Raw genomic sequence first — 17,318 nt, 5'->3', positions numbered from 1 at the left:
GTGGCGGGCGATACGGATAAGCTCGCGAACCCCTTCGGACTGCGCCCTGCGTCTCCGCCGGACAGTGCGCGGAGGGCTTGCTGCGAAGCTCAACCGGGCCACGGGCAACCGGGAACGTCGCCGAGCGCGGTCTGCGCCGCCTCGGCGGAGCGCTGCACCGTCACACCGCTCCGAGACGCCGGAACTCATGGGCGGCCGAGGGGAACAGTGACGAGAGGACGTTCGACTTCAGCTCTCCATCGAGGGAGGAAGCGAGAAATTGCGTGCAGGATACAGAGTAATGTTCCCATCGGGGACCGCGCGCCTGGTTCACCATGACAGTCCAGTCGTTCGGCTCAGCCCCGGGAAGAACGAGCCAATACAGGCATTCACCGTTGTCCGTGGTCGCCCACGGGATGACCCGCGATCCCTCGACCTCCAGTTCTGCCGGCTTCTTCTCGAATTCCCATAGGTCTTCCAGGTCTTCGAACGAGCATGTCTGAAAGATCGTGTAAGTCCGTGATGTGGAAACCTGGCCCGGGGCTCGGCCTCGGGCCTGTGGGCCAGGCGGATCGGACGAGTCATGGCAGACAAAAACGAAGCGGCCGAGTCCGTGGCCAGCGACAAGACGGTCGACGAGGTGGTCGAGCGGCTGCTCGACAAGGCTGACGCCTCGGGGGCGGCCCTGCTCGGTGAGGGCGGGCTCCTGACCGAGATCACCAAGGCCGTCCTCGAGCGGGCCCTGGAAGCCGAGATGAGCGAACACCTCGGCTACGAACGCGGAGATTCAGCGGGTCACGGCTCGGGGAACTCCCGCAACGGAACCTCGCCCAAGACGGTCCTGACCGACGCCGGCGCGGTCACTTTGGCGGTGCCGCGGGACCGAAACGGCGACTTCGAACCGCGGCTGGTCCCGAAGAACGCCCGCCGCCTCGCCGGGTTCAACGACCGGATCCTCTCGCTCTACGCCCGCGGCATGAGCGTGCGCGACATCCGCTCGCACCTGGCCCAGATCTACGGGGTCGAGGTCAGTCCCGATCTGATCAGCAAGGTCACCGACGCCGTGATCGACGAGCTCGTGACCTGGCAGAACCGGCCCCTCGACCCGGTCTGGCCGATCATCTGCATCGACGCGTTGTGGGTGAAGATCCGCTCGGGTTCGGTGACCTCGAAGCCGGTCTATCTGGCCGTGGGCGTCGACATGGACGGTCGCAAAGACGTCCTGGGCCTGTGGGTCGGCTCCGAGGGCGAGGGCGCCACCACCTGGATGGCGGTCCTGTCCGAGCTGCGGAACCGGGGCATCGAGGACGTCTGCATCGTGGTCTGTGACGGGTTGAAGGGCCTGCCCGACGCCGTGACCGCGACCTGGCCGAAGGCGACCGTCCAGACCTGCGTGATCCACCGAAGCCGTCAAGAAACAACGCGTTGCTTCGCGGGGATGAGCTCGTTGATGTGGTATGCGCATATCCGACGAGGTTCGCGGCCAGTTGGAACGGCGGTTCGATGTTCTGCTGCCACATTTGAACGAGCATCAACGGCGTCTGGCGCTGGCGACCGAGGCCCGACTGCTCGGCCATGGAGGCGTCAGTGTGGTTGCTCGGATAGCCGAGGTCAGCGAGACGACCGTCCGTAAGGGTGTCTTCGAACTCGAGGCCGGGGTCGATCCGCTGCCCGAGGGCCGCGTCCGGCGTTCTGGTGGCGGGCGGATGCGGGCCGAGGTGATCGACCCTGAGTTGGTTCCGGCGTTGATGACGCTGGTCGAACCGGACGAGCGCGGTGATCCGATGTCGCCGCTGCGCTGGACGACGAAGTCGCTGCGGCACCTGGCCGACCAGTTGTCCCGGCAGGGACACCGGGTGACCGCGCCTACGGTGGGCCGGCTGCTCAAGGAGCACGGGTTCAGTCTGCAGGGCACCGCCAAGACCTTGGAAGGCGGTCAGCACCCGGATCGGGACGCGCAGTTCCGATATATCAACGGGCAGGTCAAGGAACACCAGGCCGCAGGCGAGCCGGTGATCAGCGTGGACGCGAAGAAGAAGGAACAGATCGGGCAGCTGCCGATGCCCGGGCAGGAATGGCGGCCGGCCGGGCAGCCTGTCGAGGTCGAGGACCACAGCTTCTTCGCCGGCCCGCACGTGGAATCCGTCATCCCGTACGGGATCTACGACATGGCCGCGAACACCGGCTGGGTGAACGTCGGCACCGACCACAACACCGCCACATTCGCCGCCGCCTCGATCCGACGCTGGTGGCAGGCGCGAGGCCGGCACGACTACCCCCAGGCATCGCGACTGCTGATCACCGCGGACGCCGGAGGCTCCAACAGCTACCGCTACCGGGTATGGAAGGCCGAGCTGGCCGCATTCGCCGCCGACACCGGCTTGACCGTTACGGTCTGTCACTTTCCGCCGGGGACGTCGAAATGGAACAAGATCGAACACCGTTTGTTCTCCCACATCACCATGAACTGGCGCGGACGCCCTCTGACCAGCCACGAAGTCGTTCTCAACACGATCGCCGCGACCACGACCCGCAGCGGGCTGCGTGTCGAGGCCGCCCTCGACGAGGACTCCTACCCGACCGGCATCGCCGTCAGCAGTGAGGAGTTCCAGGCCCTGCCGATAACCGCCCACGACCTGCACGGCCGGTGGAACTACAGCATCGCCCCGACCGGCATCACCGCCCCCGCGCCGCGCGCCGACCAACGGGCAAAGGCCCGCGCCGGGACCCTGACAATGCTCGCCGACCCACGCCTGACCGGTATGAACCCAGACGAACTCGATTCACTGCGAGCCGAGTTGGCTCCAGCCCAGGCGGCAGCTGCCGAACAGCACCGCTACGTGCTCCGCAAAGGCCGACGCGTTGCCACCACCGGCCGCAGCCGATCCCTGCTCTCGGATGCGGACGAGGTCCTTCTCACCGTCATCTACCTGCGGCAGGTCTGCCCGCAGAAGGTACTGGGCGACCTGCTCGGAATGAACCCGGTCACCATCGGCCACGGCATCAAGGCCACCCGGAAGCTGCTGGACGGACGGAAGATCAGCATCACACCCACCGTCGTGCGCTACTTCACCCGCGCCGAGGACCTCCGTGTCTGGATCGCCGGCAACGGCCCAGCCGGGCACACTCCCGCGACACCGACCCACCAGGCGTTGACAGACCCAACCCTGACCGGCATGTCCCGCCAGGCCCTTCACGCCCTGCTCGAGGAGCTGATCGTGCCCTACGCCGCCGCGATCGAAGAACGCCGTCACCGCCAGCGCGCCGGCAACCGACGCCCGGGCACCCGCGGTGGCGTGTTCCGGCAGAAGATCACCGACAGCGACCGGATCCTCGCCACGATCCTCTACCGCCGTCGCGTCTGCGGCCTCGACGCTCTCGCCGAGCTGTTCGGCGTCTGCAAGAGCACCCTGTGGAACGCGATCCGTGACGTCCTACCGATCCTCGACGACCGTCGCATCCACATCGCCCCCGCCGACCACCGCCACCCCACCGCAGCCGCCCTCCTCACCACGGTCGCCACCAATAACCACCAGGTTGTTTCTTGACGGCTTCGGTGGATCACGCAGGTCTGGACGGTGGTTTTGGGCCAGGTCGCGGTCACCGCGTCGGGCAGGCCCTTCAACCCGTCACAGACCACGATGCAGACGTCCTCGATGCCCCGATTTCGCAGCTCGGAGAGCACCGCCATCCAGGTCGTGGCGCCCTCGCCTTCGGAGCCGACCCACAATCCCAGGACGTCTTTCCTGCCGTCCATGTCGACGCCGACGGCCAGGTAGACCGGCTTCGAGGCCACCGAGCCAGAGCGGATTTTCACCCACAGTGCGTCGATGTAGATGATCGGCCAGACCGCGTCGAGAGGCCTGTTCTGCCAGGTCACGAGCTCGTCGATCACGGCGTCGGTGACCTTGCTGATCAGGTCTGGGCTGACCTCGACCCCGTAGATCTGGGCGAGGTGGGAGCGGATGTCGCGCACGCTCATGCCGCGGGCGTAGAGGGAGAGGATCCGGTCGTTGAACCCGGCCAGGCGGCGGGCGTTCTTCGGTACCAGCCTCGGTTCGAAGTTGCCGTTTCGGTCCCGCGGCACCGCCAGGGTGACCGCGCCGGCGTCGGTCAGGACCGTCTTGGGCGAGGTCCCGTTGCGGGAGTTCCCAGACCCGTGACCTGCAAGATCTCCGCGTTCGTAGCCGAGGTGTTCACTCATCTCGGCTTCCAGGGCCCGCTCGAGAACGGCCTTGGTGATCTCCGTCAGCAGCCCGCCCTCACCGAGCAGAGCCGCCCCCGAGGCATCAGCCTTGTCGAGCAGCCGCTCGACCACCTCGTCGACCATCTTGTCGCCGGCCGCCACCGCGGCGGCCACTTCGTCTTTGTCTGTCATGACTCGTCCGATCCGCCCGGCCCGCAGGCCCGAGGCCGAGCCCCGGGCCAGGCTTCCACATCACGGACTTACACGATCTTTCAGACACGCTCGGGTTTCAGGTTCACTGGTTCGGTGGCTGCCTGGTTGGCGTAGTGCTTCTCTTCGAACTCGATGGGGCTGAGGTAGCCGAGCCGTTTCTGAATGCGGCGGGGGTTGTAGAAGCCGTCGATGTACTCGAAGAGTGCGAGGTTGGCCTCGGCCCGGGTGGTGAAGACGCGGCCGCGGACGCACTCGGTTTTGATCAGCATCCACAGGTTCTCGGCGAGGGCGTTGTCATACGAGTCCCCGACCGATCCCATGGACGCTTGGATTCCTGCTCTGACCAGGCGAGTTGTGAGCTTGATGGCCGTGTACTGGCAGCCGTGGTCGGCGTGATGGATGAGTTTGCCGGGCTCGACTTCGCGGCTGGCGAGGGCGTACTCCAGCGAGGACAGGACCAGGTCGGCGTCGGCTCGGGCGGAGGTCTCCCAGGCCACCACGCGCCGGGAGAAGGCGTCACGGATCGCGGACAGCCACAGCGGCCCCTCATCCGTTGCGATCATCGTCAGGTCGGTGACCCACAGCCGGTCCGGGCCCTTGGCGGTGAAGTCTCGGTTGACGAGGTCGGGGGCGAGGGTGGCCGCGGAGTCGCGGCGGGTGAAGCCCTTGCCATGGCGGCGGGGGCTGATGCCGTGCAGGCCGGCCTCGCGCATCAGCCGCTCGACCCGTTTACGGCCGACGGCCTCGCCCTCGCGTTTGAGGACGGCGTGCACACGCGGGGATCCGTAGATCCCGCCGGACTCCGTGTGGATCTCCTCGATCCGCCCGGTCAGCGCGGCATCGCGGCGTCGTCGTTCGCACGGCTCCCGCTCGGCCATGCGCCATCGGTAGTAGGTGGAAGAAGCGATGGAGAGTTCCCGAAGGACGGGCTCGACCCCCAGATGCGGATGCTCGTCGAGCAGTCCTGTCACCTGGGCCGGGTCGGGTCGAGCTGTGCCGCGAAAAAAGCCGAGGCCGTCCGCAGAACCTCGTTCGCCCGCTTGAGCTGCACGTTCTCCTTGCGCAGGGCCGCCAGCTCCTCGCGCTCAGCCGTGGTCAGCACGTCACCGCGTTCGCCGGCGTCGGCCTCGGCCTGACGGATCCAGTTCCGCAGAGCCTCGTGGTGCACACCGAGATCCTCGGCCATACGACGGATCACGGGCTTCGGCTCGGCAGTCCGGTACATCCGCACCGCACGCTCACGCAACTCCAGCGGGTACTTCCTCGGGGCAGCCATCGGCTGGGTTCCTCTCATGAGACCCATCTGACCCTCTGTCACCCATCCCCGCATCTCGGGGGAACCTCATCCCGGCGAGGACTGTCAGCCCATACCACACCGGAACCAGGCCACGCCGGCGCCACCATTTCTGGTCCGTGTTCATGCCGCCCAGCTCAGTGCCTGGTCGGCCGATCCGCCATGAGGCTCGACTTCTCACGGCGGAAGACCACCTGGACGGGGTGCCCTGAACAGATATGCCAGGGTGACGCGGCTCTTGCCGGCATCTCGAATAGTGCACGGTTGGAACACTGCCTCTTCACCAGTACGGGGGCGGGGTCGAGCCGGCCGAGTACAGCACCTGGGTCACCGCCGCACAGCTGCGCCCGCTCCCCAGGGTCGACCTCGGCCGCATCCCCGCCCACCCCCGAACCCGTGCCTCGGCGCCGGCCCGGTGGGCGTGGCTGCTCGACGGCGACACCCATGGACGACCGGCCACCGTTCACGCCGAAGGCTGCGGCAACGCCACCGACCGCGCCCATCCGCTGGGCACGACGCAGGCACTCGACGCGCTCGCGCGCCCCGGCACCACGGCCTGCACCGTGTGCGACGCCTCCGAGACGCTGCTGCCGATCCTCACCCACGGCAACGTGTCCGACTCCGGTGGGACTCAGACCGTCGGGGACCCGGTGTAGTCGTGGCGGCCGTAGCCACGTCCGTCGCCATGCCAGTCCAGGAACAGCACCGAGTCACCGAGCGCGGCCGCGCCGGCCCGGTGGCTGATGGTCGCGGTCCGGTAGGTACCGGTGCGCTTCCCCTCGGACGCGCTGTCCTCCAGCCGTGCCTCAAGCTGGGGAAAGTCGCGCTCGGCCACCACGGGGTCGGTGCCCTCGCGGGACTGCTTGATCTGCAAGCGCAGCTTGGCCCCGTCGAAGATCGTCGTGTCGTCCACGGGGTGGAAACTCGCCCCGTCCCAGCGCACTTCGGCGTACGCGTACACGGTGCCCCCGGACCGGGCCGCGCACGTCTTCACCGTCGCAGGCGGCCTTCCAGGACCGGCTCTGGCGCCCAGGTTTGGAGCCCCTCCTGGGCATCGCCGACCTGCGCATCATCCGATGCACCACGGCCACCTCGACCATCGCCGAACGCATCACCGAGCGCGCCCGCACCGACAGACACCGAGCGGCCCACGGCGATGAGGCCCTCCTCGCCGACATGGAAGCCGCACCTACGACCCCGAGCAGTTCAAGTCCATCAGCCTTGATGTGCCGACCTTGGTCGTCGACACATCGGACGGCTACACGCCCGGAACGGCCGAGATCCAGGCATTCCTGCGAACGCCGAAACCATCCCTCAGCCCTCGGCGATAGGCCTTCAACAGGATGCTGCTCGAACGTCGGTTGCCCGTATGGGCCGACTCGACGGCTTGGCGGCCGAGGAGCCGGTGACCGCGTTGAAGACCCTGGCCGACCTGCGGTACGTCATTGCCCCAGGTCAGCCAAGACGCGGCAAACGAGCGCGTCGCCAGGGAATGTATCCAGCGGGCAGGTGGCGGCCGCACTCGGCACAAGCGAGGCTGCGGCGAAAGTGGATCTTGGGCTATGAATAATCACGGCTCATGGGGCGGGGAGATCTCACGGACGAGCAGTGGGCGACGCTGGAGCCGTTGTTGCCGAAGGGGACGAAGGCGGGGGCGGCCGCCTCTCTGGTCTCGGCGGCAGCTGATCGACGGCATACGGTTCCGGGTCCGGACCGGTGTGCCGTGGCGGGACGTGCCTGTCGAGTATGGGCCGTGGGGGCGGACCTACGACCTGTTCCGCCGATGGCAGCGGAACGGCATCTGGCAGCGGATCCTCACCCACCTCCAGTCCCTGGCCGACGCGAAGGGTGCGATCACGTGGGACCTGAACGTCGACTCCACGGTCTGCCGCGCCCATCAGCATGGATGAATGGGCCCGGCTGGTACCGCATCTGCCGGGAAGCGGCCGGCGGGGCGGGCGCTGGAACGACCACCGCAGGGTGATCAACGGGATCCTGTTCCGGCAGCGGACCGGTGTCCCGTGGCGGGACCTTCCAGAGCGTTTCGGCAGCTGGAAGACGGTCTACGAGCGACACCGGCGTTGGTCCGCGGACGGCACGTGGGACAGGATCCTGCGTGCCGTCCAGGCCGACGCCGACGCGGCGGGACGGCTCGACTGGAGCATGGTGAGCGTGGACTCCACCTCCTGCCGGGCTCACCAGCACGCCGCCGGAGCCCGAAAGAAGCCGCCCCGTGTCCCGGGAAAAGATCGACGCCTCGGCAGCACCGCCCCGACGAAGGACTCGGGCGTTCCCGGGGCGGGCTGACGACGAAGATCCACCTGGCCGGCGAGGGCGGGCGCCGCCCACTGGGCCTGCTGATCACCCCGGGCCAGTGGGGCGACGCCCCTCAGCTCATCCCGGTCATGGAGCGCATCCGCGTCCCGCGCCCGGGCGGCGGACACCCGCGCACCCGACCCGACCGGGTCGGCGGCGACAAGGCCTACAGCTCCCGCCGCAACCGCTGCTACCTGCGCAGACGCCAGATCGAACACACGATCCCGGAGCCTCGGGACCAGCGTGCCGACCCCCGCCGTCGCGGCAGCAGCGGCGGCCGCCCACCCGCGTTCGACAAGGAGGCCTACAAGCGCCGCAACGAGGTCGAGCGCACGATCAATCGACTCAAGACCTTCCGGGCCGTCGCGACCCGCTACGACAAGCGGGCCTACATCTTCCACGGCACAGTCACCGTCGCAGCGATCCGTCTCTGGCTTCGACCATGATCCGCCTGACAGAACCTAACTCAGGTAGAAGACGTCGAACTTTCCGTCGGGCCGGGGGGGCGATGGTCGCCTCGCCCGGGCCCTGGGGCGGGTTGATGTTGAGGAAGTGCGCTGCGAGCTCCGCGTTCGGCTGGATGCTCACGCGCCAGGTCTTCGTCCCCGCGTCGCCGTCCATCGCCAACGACTTCTTGAGCTCCGCGTCAGCCGCGCTGATCTGGGTCATGGCCTGCTCCTTCGCATGGTGGCCGAGAGCGCCGCCCCGACCGGGCGGCAGCTGGAAGCTAGCACCGGAAACGGCCGAAAACGCGGCACACAAGCGGCGGTTCGATACCGAACCAGGTGGCGCTCCGCCGGGCGGCCTACAGCGGGGACGGGCCGGGCGCGCGGGCCCGCCGCTGGCCTCCGCCCGCACGCGCCCCGCCGGTGGTCGATCCGCCAAGATCCACCGGACAGGCCCTAAGCGCTTTTCGCCGGGGCCAGTGTCATCACGAAGCTGCGGCCGCGCGGCTTCGGATCGGACTCGATGACCGCGATGTCCGACAGGTCGGCTGCAACCTTCTTGAGGAGGGGGTCCGCGATTTCAGGCGTTGCGTCTTCATGGCTGCGGAACTTCACCGCGACCTTGACCTTTGACCCCTCTGCGAGGAATCGGCGTACTGACGCGGCCTTCACCTCGTAATCGGTGTCCGAGATTCCGGCCCGCATCCTCACGTCCTGGATGCGGGCCCCTTTCTCCCGGGGCGGCTTGGCGGCATGGGCCTTCTTCTGCTGGAACAGCCACTTCTGATGGTTCAAGATCTTGGCAACCGGAGGATCGGATTCGGTGGAGATCTCCACCAGATCCAGCGAGGACTCCGCGGCGAGGACTCTGGCCTTGGCGGTGTCGAGGACCCCCAGCATCCGAGGGATCACCAGTAGGCGCGGTCGTCCCAGGGCCGGAAGTCCGCGACCTCGACAGGGTCGTCGTCCTCGTCCAAGGCGGCGAACCCATGCGTGACCAGTGTGCCGCGCTGCCAGTCGAGGAGGGTGTCGATCAGGCCGCCCTCGAGTGGCGGTCCCTGGTCGGCGTGGCGGGGCCAGACGATCAGCGGCCATGTGTCGGGATCCCCGCCCTCGGTGAGCCAGCCGAGGTAGTCGCCGTCGATGGAGTTGGCGAAGGGGAGGAAGCCGCCGGGCTCGGGCCAGATGGCCAGCGGGTACCAGTCCGCGTTGCCGTCCTTGAGCTGCCTGTAGGCGTCCGCTGTGTCCTCGGCGTGCGTGAGGAAACGCCGCTCGCCGGTCCGGAGCGGGGTGTGAAAACGCAGCCACCCGCTCCAGATGCCGGCGCCGTACCCGTCCATCAGCCGCACGTACTCCCCGGGCAGCCGAGTGCCCAGCTCGGCGAACAGCCCCTCCCAGGAGCCGTTGCCGAGGTACGGCCGCTCGGGTGGCGGCGACAGCAGCCGCAGCCCGTCCAGCCCGGTGCCGGTCTCCAGCGCGATTCGGCGCTCGGCCTCGGTGAGCCGGGGCGGGACCGGTGCGGGCGGGATCCACGCCTCGGCGTCGGGAAGGAAGGCGGTCCGCGCGACGACGCCCGGCAGCGGGCCCAGCAGCGGGCCGGGAGGAGAAGGGAGCTCCCAGGTATCACGGACGGTGTGCCGCAGATAGTCGGTGAGTGTCAGGTCGTACCGGTGCCACCGGAGCAGGCCACTGCCCGGCACCGCCCCCGAGTGCTGCACCACCACGGTCCACTTGTCGGGGTCGACGGAGGCCGAGGTGTCCCAGAACAGTACGTCGCTGCCCCGCGTGCAGCCCCAGGCCAACAGGCCGCCGGGCTCGGGGTGGAGCACAGGCTGCTCGGCCTCGGGCAACTCCCGCGTCTCGATCCGCGCCGCCCGGTGAGTCGCGACCAACCACTCGCCGTAGTCGAAGCGGTCCCGCTGGACGCACGGCACGTGGATCCACACGTACTTACCGAAGTCCAGCGGCCCGTACCGGTCGGCAAGCCGCTTGTAGTCAGCCGGCAGCCGCAGTCCGAGCCAGTCTTCGACGACCGCCCAGTCGATGGGTACAGGGGAGGGCGGGCGCTCGGATGAAGGGGTGGCAAATGTGCTGATGTCCGATGTCAATTGACTTCCTTCCAGCGTGCGCCATGTGCTCGGAAGATTCTTCCGCCTCCGCGGACCAGGAGGAAATCGGGCGGCGGCGGGTATGCCTCGCGGGTCGGACTGGCGCGCCTGCAGGACGAGATCGCCCCGCCGGGTGGCGAACTGGACGCGAATCGGAGTCGACCGAGGTGGCCCAAGGAAGCACAGCATGCGCTGGTTGACCTGCCTGTGTCCCCTGGCGGGAGGCTGGGCTGAGCCCGGCCTCCCTCAACAGGGTCTGCCCACCTCCTGCGCGCGGGGACTGCGCTCGTCTCGTGCCGGACCCGCCCGGTGCGACGAAGCGTCAGCAGTCGGACGTCATCGCACCGCCGAAGCCGTCGAGGTCGCAGAGCACCCAATCGTCACACCGGACCGAGGCGGCGGAATTCATGGGTGGCCAAGGGGAACAATGACGAGAGAATGTTCGACTGCAGCTCTCCATTGAGGGAGGCTGCGAGGAATTCCGTGCACGATACGTAGTAATGTTCCCATCGGGGGCCGCTCACCTCGTTCACCATGACGGTCCATTCGTTCGGCTCAACACCCGGAAGAACGAGCCAGTACAGGCATTCTCCGTTGTCGGTCGTCGCCCATGGGATGACGACGGATCCCTCGACCTCCAGTTCCTCCGGCTTCTTCTCGACCGTCCACAGGCCTTCCAGGTCTTCAAACTGGTACTTGGCCCACTTGAGAAGATCGTAGTGCTTGTTGGGGCAGTCGGGCTCCAGGACGTAGAGGTAGTCGTCCCAGTTACTTCCTCCGTATACGCCGATGAGCTCCTTGTAGTCGTCGGGGAGCTGGACCGCGAGGGTACGTTCGACTTCGCCCCAATCCTTGTGGCGTGGCTGGCTCGGCGCCGGGGCGATTTCGAGAAGACGGGGAAGGGCGTTGATCACGGCGGGGGTCCTATTCCTAGGGGTTGGCAAGTCCGGACGGACGGGATGACAGCGGGTTGTCCAGTGGCGGCGAGTCACGCCGCCCCAACTGCTCTCGTCACTCCTTCGGCTGATTGGGGATGAATGCGGTGTTGCCCGATTCAGTTATTCCGGTGCTACGATGCTGGGTGAACTTGAACCCATTCGATCCATAAGCCTCGATGTATACACCGGTGGGGATTGCGTCAGTCCCGTTATATCGGGGCGTGACGGTGTACTGGATTGTTTCGCCGGACTCCACCGCCTTCCTGACCTCGTTCTCAATGTGCCGCATCACGGGAGAATTTGCGTATGCGTGCATGGTGACGAAATTCCCTGGATTATAGTTGGATCCTCCGAGTTGTGCGGCAAGGAGGTGGGCCCGGTTGTAATGCGCATCCTTCTGCCAACCCGGCGGATCACCGTGCGGATCCGTGGGGTTCTTCCCCATCATGTCCGGCCCCAACGTGGCGTGCATTGCTGTTGGCCGTCCGAATTCGTCCAGGTCGCCGTAGACGACCCTGCCGTCCCACGTAGGGTCGTCCGGCTCGTTCTTCCTGCAGGGAAGGAGTCCGAGGGGATCCGCCCACAACAGAGGGTTATGGACGTACGCCGTAGGGTTCGGGGCCGGGGCGAGGCCGAGGGGGTCCTGGCTGAGGTAGCGGGCCGATTCGGGGTCGTAGTAGCGGAAGTAGTTGTAGTGGAGTCCCGACTCTGGATCGAAGTACTGGCCCGGGAAGCGGAACGGAGTGTATGCCGTGGCGTCACGGTTCCACGTCGTCGTGCCCCACAGGGTGGCGCGGGTTCGCCAGGCCAGCTCGCCCGACTCGTCGACGAGTTCCGTCGGGGTGCCGATCAGGTCGGTGACGATGGCGAAGAAGCGCTCGTCGCCCGTGTCCGTGCGGCGTTCCGTCTGGGACAGGGGCCGCTGGCCCACGTGGTCCCACGTCAGCACGACGTTCGCGGTCGTCTGCTCGCAGAGGGTCGTGCCGTCCCAGGTGAAGTGGACGGTCTCGAAAGGGGACTGCTTGGATATGCGACGGCCCAGGGGGTCGTACGCGTACCGCCAGACCGTGCCGTCCGGTGTCGTCACCGCGATGAGGCGGTCCTCCGCGTCCCACTCGTAGCGCCAGGTGTCGGGCTTCCGGGAGAGCCGGGGCCTCTGGCGCAGAACGACCCGGCCCTGGCCGTCATGTTCGTATCGGACGGCACCCGCACCGGCGATCCGAGTGCCCTCGTAGGTCCGGGCGCCCGTCGCGGAGTGCGACGGGTGGGCCGCCGGCCACGAGGCCTCCGTCTGGTTTCCGGCGTCGTCGTAGGCGTACCGCTCGGTCCAGCCGCGCGCATGGACAGCCGTGACGCGACCGGCCGAGTCCACGTCGAAACCGCGGGCACCGGAGAGTGCGTCGCTGATGCCGACGAGACCTCCACCCTCGCCGTAGGCATAGGCGCGATGTTGGAGGCCACGGCCCCCGGATGTGATGTCCTGGGCCGTCAGACGGTTCATCTCGTCGAACGACGACGTCAGTGACACGAAGTCCGATACGGTGCGCCCCACCTCACGGCCCAGGGCGTCGAAGGAGAAGGCGATGTCGCGCCCGGACGTGGTGAGCGCCGTCCTGCGGCCCGCGGCGTCGTAAGACCATTCGCTGACCGCACCCCCGGGCGTCGTCCTCCCCACCCTGCGGCCCAGTTCGTCATACCTGTATGTCAGCATCCGGCCGTTGACCTTCTCGGACTGCAGGCGGCCGTAGCGGTCCCGCATGCGTTCCAGTTCAGCGTCCGGGCTGGCAGCCACCGCGAGTTCGTCGAAGATGTCGTATTCGAAGGTCGTGACTCCGTTGCCTTCGACTTCTTTGCGGATCACTTGGCCGAGGGCGTTGTTCGTGAAGTCGATGCGCTGGCCCAGGCCGTTCGCCCGGGAGGCCAGACGGCCCGAGGTGTCGTAGTCGTAGCTCAGCGCCCGGCCGTCGAAGTCCGTCTCCGTGACGAGTCGCCCTGCCGCGTCGTAGGCATAGTCCCAGGTCAGACCCTGCGGGTTGGTCACCTGGGTGAGCCGAAGGTTGGTGTCGTAGGAGAACTCGTTCCGGATCCCGTCCGGGCCCGTGCGGGCCGTCAGCAGGTCGAAGTCCGTGTACGCGAAGCAAGTCGTGCCGCCCATGGAGTCGGTGTGGCTGAGGCAATTGCCCTCGCCGTCGTACGTCCAGGTTTCCACGGTGCCGTCGGGTGCGGTGCGCCGGGACGGCCGGCCCTCGACGGTCCACTCCATGCGTGTCTGCGCGCCGAGGGCATCGGTGACCTGGACCCTACGGCCGAAGGAATCGTGTTCGTATCGGGTCGTGGCACCCGACGGATCGGTGACCTCGACGGGGAGACCCCGGGGGTCCAGGACCAGCCGGGTGGCGGCGCCGAGCGGGTCGGTCACTGCGGTGAGCCGGCCGGCCGCGTCGTACGCGAACTGCGTCGTCGCCCCCGAGGGGGCGGTCACCGACGTGCGGTTGCCGCGCTCGTCGAAGGTCTGGCGCGTGACGTTCCCGTCGGCGCCGACGATGCGCACCGGCATCCGTTTGTCGTCGTATTCGATGCGTGTCTGCCGTCCGTCCGGACGTTCCAGCACCGATATGCGCCCGTGCTCACCGTATGCGAAGCGGCTGATGTGGCCCAGCGGGTCGGTCCGTGCCAGCAGTCGGTTGTGACGGTCGTACTCGAAGCGGGTGACCGCCCCCAGAGCGTCGATCTCGGCGACGACCTGGGAACGCTCGTCGACGACGAAGCGCTTCGTGTGGCCAAGGCCATCGGTGAGGGACGTCATGCGCAGGCCGGTCGCCAGGTCCGTGTCGTCCCAGGTGAATCGCGATTCGACGTGGCCGTTGGTGCCGGACTGGTAGGTGCAACGGTCCCGGTGGTCGTAGACGTATTCGTAGCGGCTGCCGTTGGTGTCGGTCCACGAGGTGATGCGGCCGTGTTCGTCGCAGTCGAAACGCAAGGGGCGGCCGGAGGAATTGGTGACCTCGGTCAGGTGGCCGTCGGTGTAGCCGTAGCGGAGGATCTCCTGGTCGGATCCGTCCGCGGCCGCTCCCGCGAGGTGGAGGGCGGTCACTCGGCCTTCGCTCGTGGTGAGTTTCAGGTGGTAGCCGCCGTGGTGGACGATCGAGGTCGGGGCGCCCGCTTCGTCGTGTTCGAAGCTGATCCAGCGTCCGTTGCGGTCGTCGATCTGGGCCAGGAGCGCGACATCGTCGCTGTGATGGACGAAGTGCCAGACCCTGCCGGTATCGGTATCGGTGAGGGTGTAGCCGTCCTCGACCCGGTCCAGCGGCCACCGTCGGCCGTGTGTGGGCATGACCGGGACGCCGGGGGCCGGGTGAGGGTACGCCAACAGACTGCCTTCGTCACAGCTGAAGACCACGCCTTCCGTGTCGATCTCCAGCCGCTGGTCCACCGTGCTGGACCAGGCGGGACCGAACCAGCGACCTGAACGATGCGAAGAGTCGAAAGTACGCCGAAATACGAGGGGAAGCGATCCGGGAAGGGCGATGTCGGTCTGCGGCAGCAGCATGCGGCCGGTCGCCATGTCCACCGGGTCGCCTTCACAGACGTTGTCGCGACACTGGTTGCTGTTGTGGTTCGGATCCTTCTCGTGGTCCCCGCGGCTGCCGCCCGGCTTGTTGCCGTCCAGGTGCTCTGCATCGTCGAGGAGCTTGGCTGCTGCGGCGGCTCTGCGGCTGGCGCCGGACAGCAGGCCACCCCCCTTGGGACCGATGGCTTCCGGGACGAGCGTGCCGCCGAACTCGAAGGGATCCTTCATCGCGCTGTCCAGCATGGCCTTGGCCGCTGCACCAGGGTCGTTGGCAGTCGTGAGGAAACCGGCGCTCATGCTGTTGAGGCCCATCTGGGCCACGGTCGGGTGGTTCATGTTGTACGGATCGTGGGAGTCGAGCCCGCGAGCGAAGTTGACCAGGCCGGCCGTACCCTTGGCGATTCCGCCGACGAAGTGTTCAACCTCCGCGCCCTTGCGGACGATCTCGACCAGCGCAGCGTCCGCGGCAGACACCTTCGGCGCCGCGTCACGGGCCTTCTCCAACGCCTGCGCCACCGAGTGGGCCACGTCGTCGCGCTGGCGCCGCGCCTCGGCCAGCTTCTGCCGGGCGGACTCGATGCCGTCCGAACCCGGGTCGGTGAAACCCATGGGGCGGGCCGGCAGCGGATCCTGCTGAGCCTTGACAGCCGACTCGTAGTCCTTAACCCACCTGTCATAGGCGGCGTGGGCGTTCTCCGACAGCTTGACGGCGGCCTTGTACTCGTCGATCGCCTCCTTGGCCTGCCCCTGCGCCCAGATCACCGTGTCGGCGAAACGGCCCACCGCGCCGGCCGCAGCCTCGAAGGCGGCCGCGGCCGCGAACCAGCGAGGAGCCTTCTCCTGAACCGAATCCCGAAAGGCATCGGCAGCGGCACCCTTGATGCCGTCCGTCCCCAACTTCTTCAGGCCCTCCCCGGTACGGGTGAAAGCCGCGTGGAAGTCTTTCAGGTGCCCGGCGGTCGCCCGCAGGGTACTTGCACTGCCGTGGACCAGCTGCTTGGGATCGTCACTCTGGCCGAGCTCGACCTCCCCGACGTCGGCGCCCAGACGATTCGCCGCGGAGTTCGCCGTGCTCCGGACCGCGTTGGCGCCCCCCTGCCAGCCGACATCCTCCAGCTTGTCGGCCGCCTTGTCCCCGAGCCACTCGACCGCGTCGCCCGTGAGGGCCGCGCCCTTCTCCAGCCAGTTACCGCCGCTCATCAGGAGCCGCCCCCCTGATTCCCGCTCTCATCACTGTCCTGGCCGTCACCCTGCTGGTCCACGCCCTGCGGGTTGCGGACACGGTCGAGGGTCTCGCGGTCCATGCCCTGCGCCTCGGCAACGTCCTCCAACATGCCGCCGGCTATCCCCTCGTTGAGCAGGCCCTTCTTGGTGTCCGCCCACGTACGGTCGAAGTCCTCCCTGGCCTGACGCGCCTGCTCCGGCGTCTCCCGCTTGAACGCGTGATCCGACAGGACCCCTTCCAGGGACTTCTTCTCGACCTCGTCGTTCGACGCGTGGGGGTTGCCGATACCTGCGTTTACCAGCACCTTGAACGTGCCCTTCAGGTACTGGTCCTGCTCCCACACCGAGCCGGCCCCGATACCCAGGCGCTCGGCGAGCCCACTGGTGAGGACGAAGAGACTGGCCACGCCCATATCCCAGCGTTCGCAGAACCCCTCCAACGCCGCCGCGACCGACGGATGACCGGCCTCCATACCCGTAAGTGCCAGCTGGCTCATACCCCCACCCGCCACGGCCGAGGTGCCCATCGCGAACTCACGCAACTCCCCGACCGCGGAACGCAGACCGTCCTGGATGTTCCGCACCGCGACCGGATCCATATCCAGCTCTGGGCTGCCACCACTCATGATCCCCACCCCCAAGGTTCCAGGAGACGCTACACGACAAGATCCACAATTCCGGCGCCGCACGTCGACGTTCAGCCAGGTCAGCGGGCCAATGCGGCACCGGGTGCGCACCTGTCCTCCAGCACTCCCGCACACCGGACAATCCGGCTCCCAGCCCTGCCGCCTCGGTGATCGGCCTGGCCCCAGACTGCGCCCCGCGTCACCTATGAAGTTCCACCCTGAACCTGGACAGCGGGTGGTTACGCTGCGGGGGTGAGGTCGTGGGTCGTCAGGCAGGGCTGTTGCAAAGTCGGATTGATCTTGTAGGTGCGCTGGTTGTGGCCGTGTGACGGTGTCCGGCGGAGGCGCTACGAACGCAACGAAGCTCCCGTTGATGCGGGTGACCTTGCCAAGTCGCCTGCGCCAACGGGAGCTTCG

General features: G+C 67.6%; 14 protein-coding genes and 1 pseudogene. 5 read left to right on the top strand and 10 right to left on the bottom strand.

What is annotated here, in order from left to right:
* Window positions 1-562 precede the first annotated feature (562 nt).
* Complete coding sequence (locus ACIQZO_RS39835; RefSeq protein WP_403636215.1) at window positions 563-1,612, top strand: IS256 family transposase; 1,050 nt, start codon at window positions 563-565, stop codon at window positions 1,610-1,612.
* Complete coding sequence (locus ACIQZO_RS39830) at window positions 1,527-3,527, top strand: ISAzo13 family transposase (protein WP_403636219.1); 2,001 nt, start codon at window positions 1,527-1,529, stop codon at window positions 3,525-3,527. Before ACIQZO_RS39835 ends, ACIQZO_RS39830 begins: the two co-directional genes overlap by 86 nt.
* 56 nt (window positions 3,528-3,583) lie before the next feature.
* Here ACIQZO_RS39830 and ACIQZO_RS39825 read toward each other — a convergent pair.
* The 3 genes and pseudogenes from ACIQZO_RS39825 to ACIQZO_RS39815 all read right to left on the bottom strand — a co-directional run.
* Window positions 3,584-4,309: pseudogene (locus tag ACIQZO_RS39825) on the bottom strand (IS256 family transposase); the annotation flags it as partial.
* 128 nt (window positions 4,310-4,437) lie between these two features.
* The gene (locus tag ACIQZO_RS39820) at window positions 4,438-5,349 is read right to left on the bottom strand and encodes an IS3 family transposase (RefSeq protein WP_403636213.1); all 912 of its coding nucleotides are present in this window, start codon (window positions 5,347-5,349) and stop codon (window positions 4,438-4,440) included.
* A complete protein-coding gene (locus ACIQZO_RS39815) occupies window positions 5,346-5,654 on the bottom strand; it encodes a transposase (protein ID WP_403636212.1) in 309 nt (102 codons plus the stop codon). The genes ACIQZO_RS39820 and ACIQZO_RS39815 overlap by 4 nt, the downstream gene beginning before the upstream one ends.
* A gap of 290 nt (window positions 5,655-5,944) precedes the next feature.
* Here ACIQZO_RS39815 and ACIQZO_RS39810 point away from each other — a divergent pair, with 290 nt between their 5' ends.
* Entirely contained in the window at window positions 5,945-6,328 is a 384-nt protein-coding gene (locus ACIQZO_RS39810; protein WP_403636217.1) for a DUF6233 domain-containing protein, read from the top strand.
* Here the strand turns inward: ACIQZO_RS39810 and ACIQZO_RS39805 are convergent.
* On the bottom strand, window positions 6,304-6,666 hold the full coding sequence (locus tag ACIQZO_RS39805; RefSeq protein WP_403636210.1) for a hypothetical protein: 363 nt from the start codon (window positions 6,664-6,666) through the stop codon (window positions 6,304-6,306). The two genes, ACIQZO_RS39810 and ACIQZO_RS39805, sit on opposite strands and share 25 nt — an antisense overlap.
* Before the next feature lie 568 nt (window positions 6,667-7,234).
* On the opposite strand from ACIQZO_RS39805, the gene ACIQZO_RS39800 reads away from it, so the two are divergent.
* Window positions 7,235-7,582 (top strand): transposase, encoded by a 348-nt coding sequence (locus ACIQZO_RS39800; RefSeq protein WP_403636209.1) that lies wholly within the window; start codon window positions 7,235-7,237, stop codon window positions 7,580-7,582.
* Window positions 7,575-8,434, top strand: a protein-coding gene (locus tag ACIQZO_RS39795) for an IS5 family transposase (RefSeq protein WP_403636207.1) whose coding sequence is annotated in 2 segments (ribosomal slippage) — window positions 7,575-7,917 and window positions 7,917-8,434 — 861 coding nt in all. Because the reading frame shifts where the segments join, the coding sequence is not laid out codon by codon here. Before ACIQZO_RS39800 ends, ACIQZO_RS39795 begins: the two co-directional genes overlap by 8 nt.
* Here the strand turns inward: ACIQZO_RS39795 and ACIQZO_RS39790 are convergent.
* The 6 genes from ACIQZO_RS39790 to ACIQZO_RS39765 all read right to left on the bottom strand — a co-directional run bounded on the left by ACIQZO_RS39790 (window position 8,397) and on the right by ACIQZO_RS39765 (window position 16,901).
* On the bottom strand, window positions 8,397-8,657 hold the full coding sequence (locus ACIQZO_RS39790; protein ID WP_403636206.1) for a hypothetical protein: 261 nt from the start codon (window positions 8,655-8,657) through the stop codon (window positions 8,397-8,399). The two genes, ACIQZO_RS39795 and ACIQZO_RS39790, sit on opposite strands and share 38 nt — an antisense overlap.
* 233 nt (window positions 8,658-8,890) lie before the next feature.
* On the bottom strand, window positions 8,891-9,334 hold the full coding sequence (gene infC, locus ACIQZO_RS39785) for a translation initiation factor IF-3 (protein WP_403636204.1): 444 nt from the start codon (window positions 9,332-9,334) through the stop codon (window positions 8,891-8,893).
* 8 nt (window positions 9,335-9,342) lie between these two features.
* Window positions 9,343-10,542, bottom strand: coding sequence for an SMI1/KNR4 family protein (locus ACIQZO_RS39780; protein WP_403636202.1), 1,200 nt, complete (start codon window positions 10,540-10,542; stop codon window positions 9,343-9,345).
* A gap of 380 nt (window positions 10,543-10,922) precedes the next feature.
* Window positions 10,923-11,456, bottom strand: coding sequence for an SMI1/KNR4 family protein (locus ACIQZO_RS39775; protein ID WP_403636201.1), 534 nt, complete (start codon window positions 11,454-11,456; stop codon window positions 10,923-10,925).
* 97 nt (window positions 11,457-11,553) lie between these two features.
* Entirely contained in the window at window positions 11,554-16,251 is a 4,698-nt protein-coding gene (locus ACIQZO_RS39770; RefSeq protein WP_403636200.1) for a putative T7SS-secreted protein, read from the bottom strand.
* Window positions 16,251-16,901 (bottom strand): hypothetical protein, encoded by a 651-nt coding sequence (locus ACIQZO_RS39765; protein ID WP_403636198.1) that lies wholly within the window; start codon window positions 16,899-16,901, stop codon window positions 16,251-16,253. The genes ACIQZO_RS39770 and ACIQZO_RS39765 overlap by 1 nt, the downstream gene beginning before the upstream one ends.
* Window positions 16,902-17,318 lie beyond the last annotated feature (417 nt).

Source organism: Streptomyces sp. NPDC097617 (assembly GCF_044761485.1).
Lineage (GTDB): Bacteria > Actinomycetota > Actinomycetes > Streptomycetales > Streptomycetaceae > Streptomyces.
Note: the sequence above shows the minus strand (reverse complement) of the source record. Positions and strands in the feature narration are given on the sequence as shown.

Coding starts and splice junctions, on each gene's coding strand:
- ACIQZO_RS39800 (WP_403636209.1), top strand. CDS start 7,235: ATGAATAATCACGGCTCATGGGGCGGGGAGATCTCACGGACGAGCAGT.
- infC (WP_403636204.1), bottom strand. CDS start 9,334: ATGCTGGGGGTCCTCGACACCGCCAAGGCCAGAGTCCTCGCCGCGGAG.
- ACIQZO_RS39835 (WP_403636215.1), top strand. CDS start 563: ATGGCAGACAAAAACGAAGCGGCCGAGTCCGTGGCCAGCGACAAGACG.
- ACIQZO_RS39770 (WP_403636200.1), bottom strand. CDS start 16,251: ATGAGCGGCGGTAACTGGCTGGAGAAGGGCGCGGCCCTCACGGGCGAC.
- ACIQZO_RS39790 (WP_403636206.1), bottom strand. CDS start 8,657: ATGACCCAGATCAGCGCGGCTGACGCGGAGCTCAAGAAGTCGTTGGCG.
- ACIQZO_RS39765 (WP_403636198.1), bottom strand. CDS start 16,901: ATGAGTGGTGGCAGCCCAGAGCTGGATATGGATCCGGTCGCGGTGCGG.
- ACIQZO_RS39815 (WP_403636212.1), bottom strand. CDS start 5,654: ATGGCTGCCCCGAGGAAGTACCCGCTGGAGTTGCGTGAGCGTGCGGTG.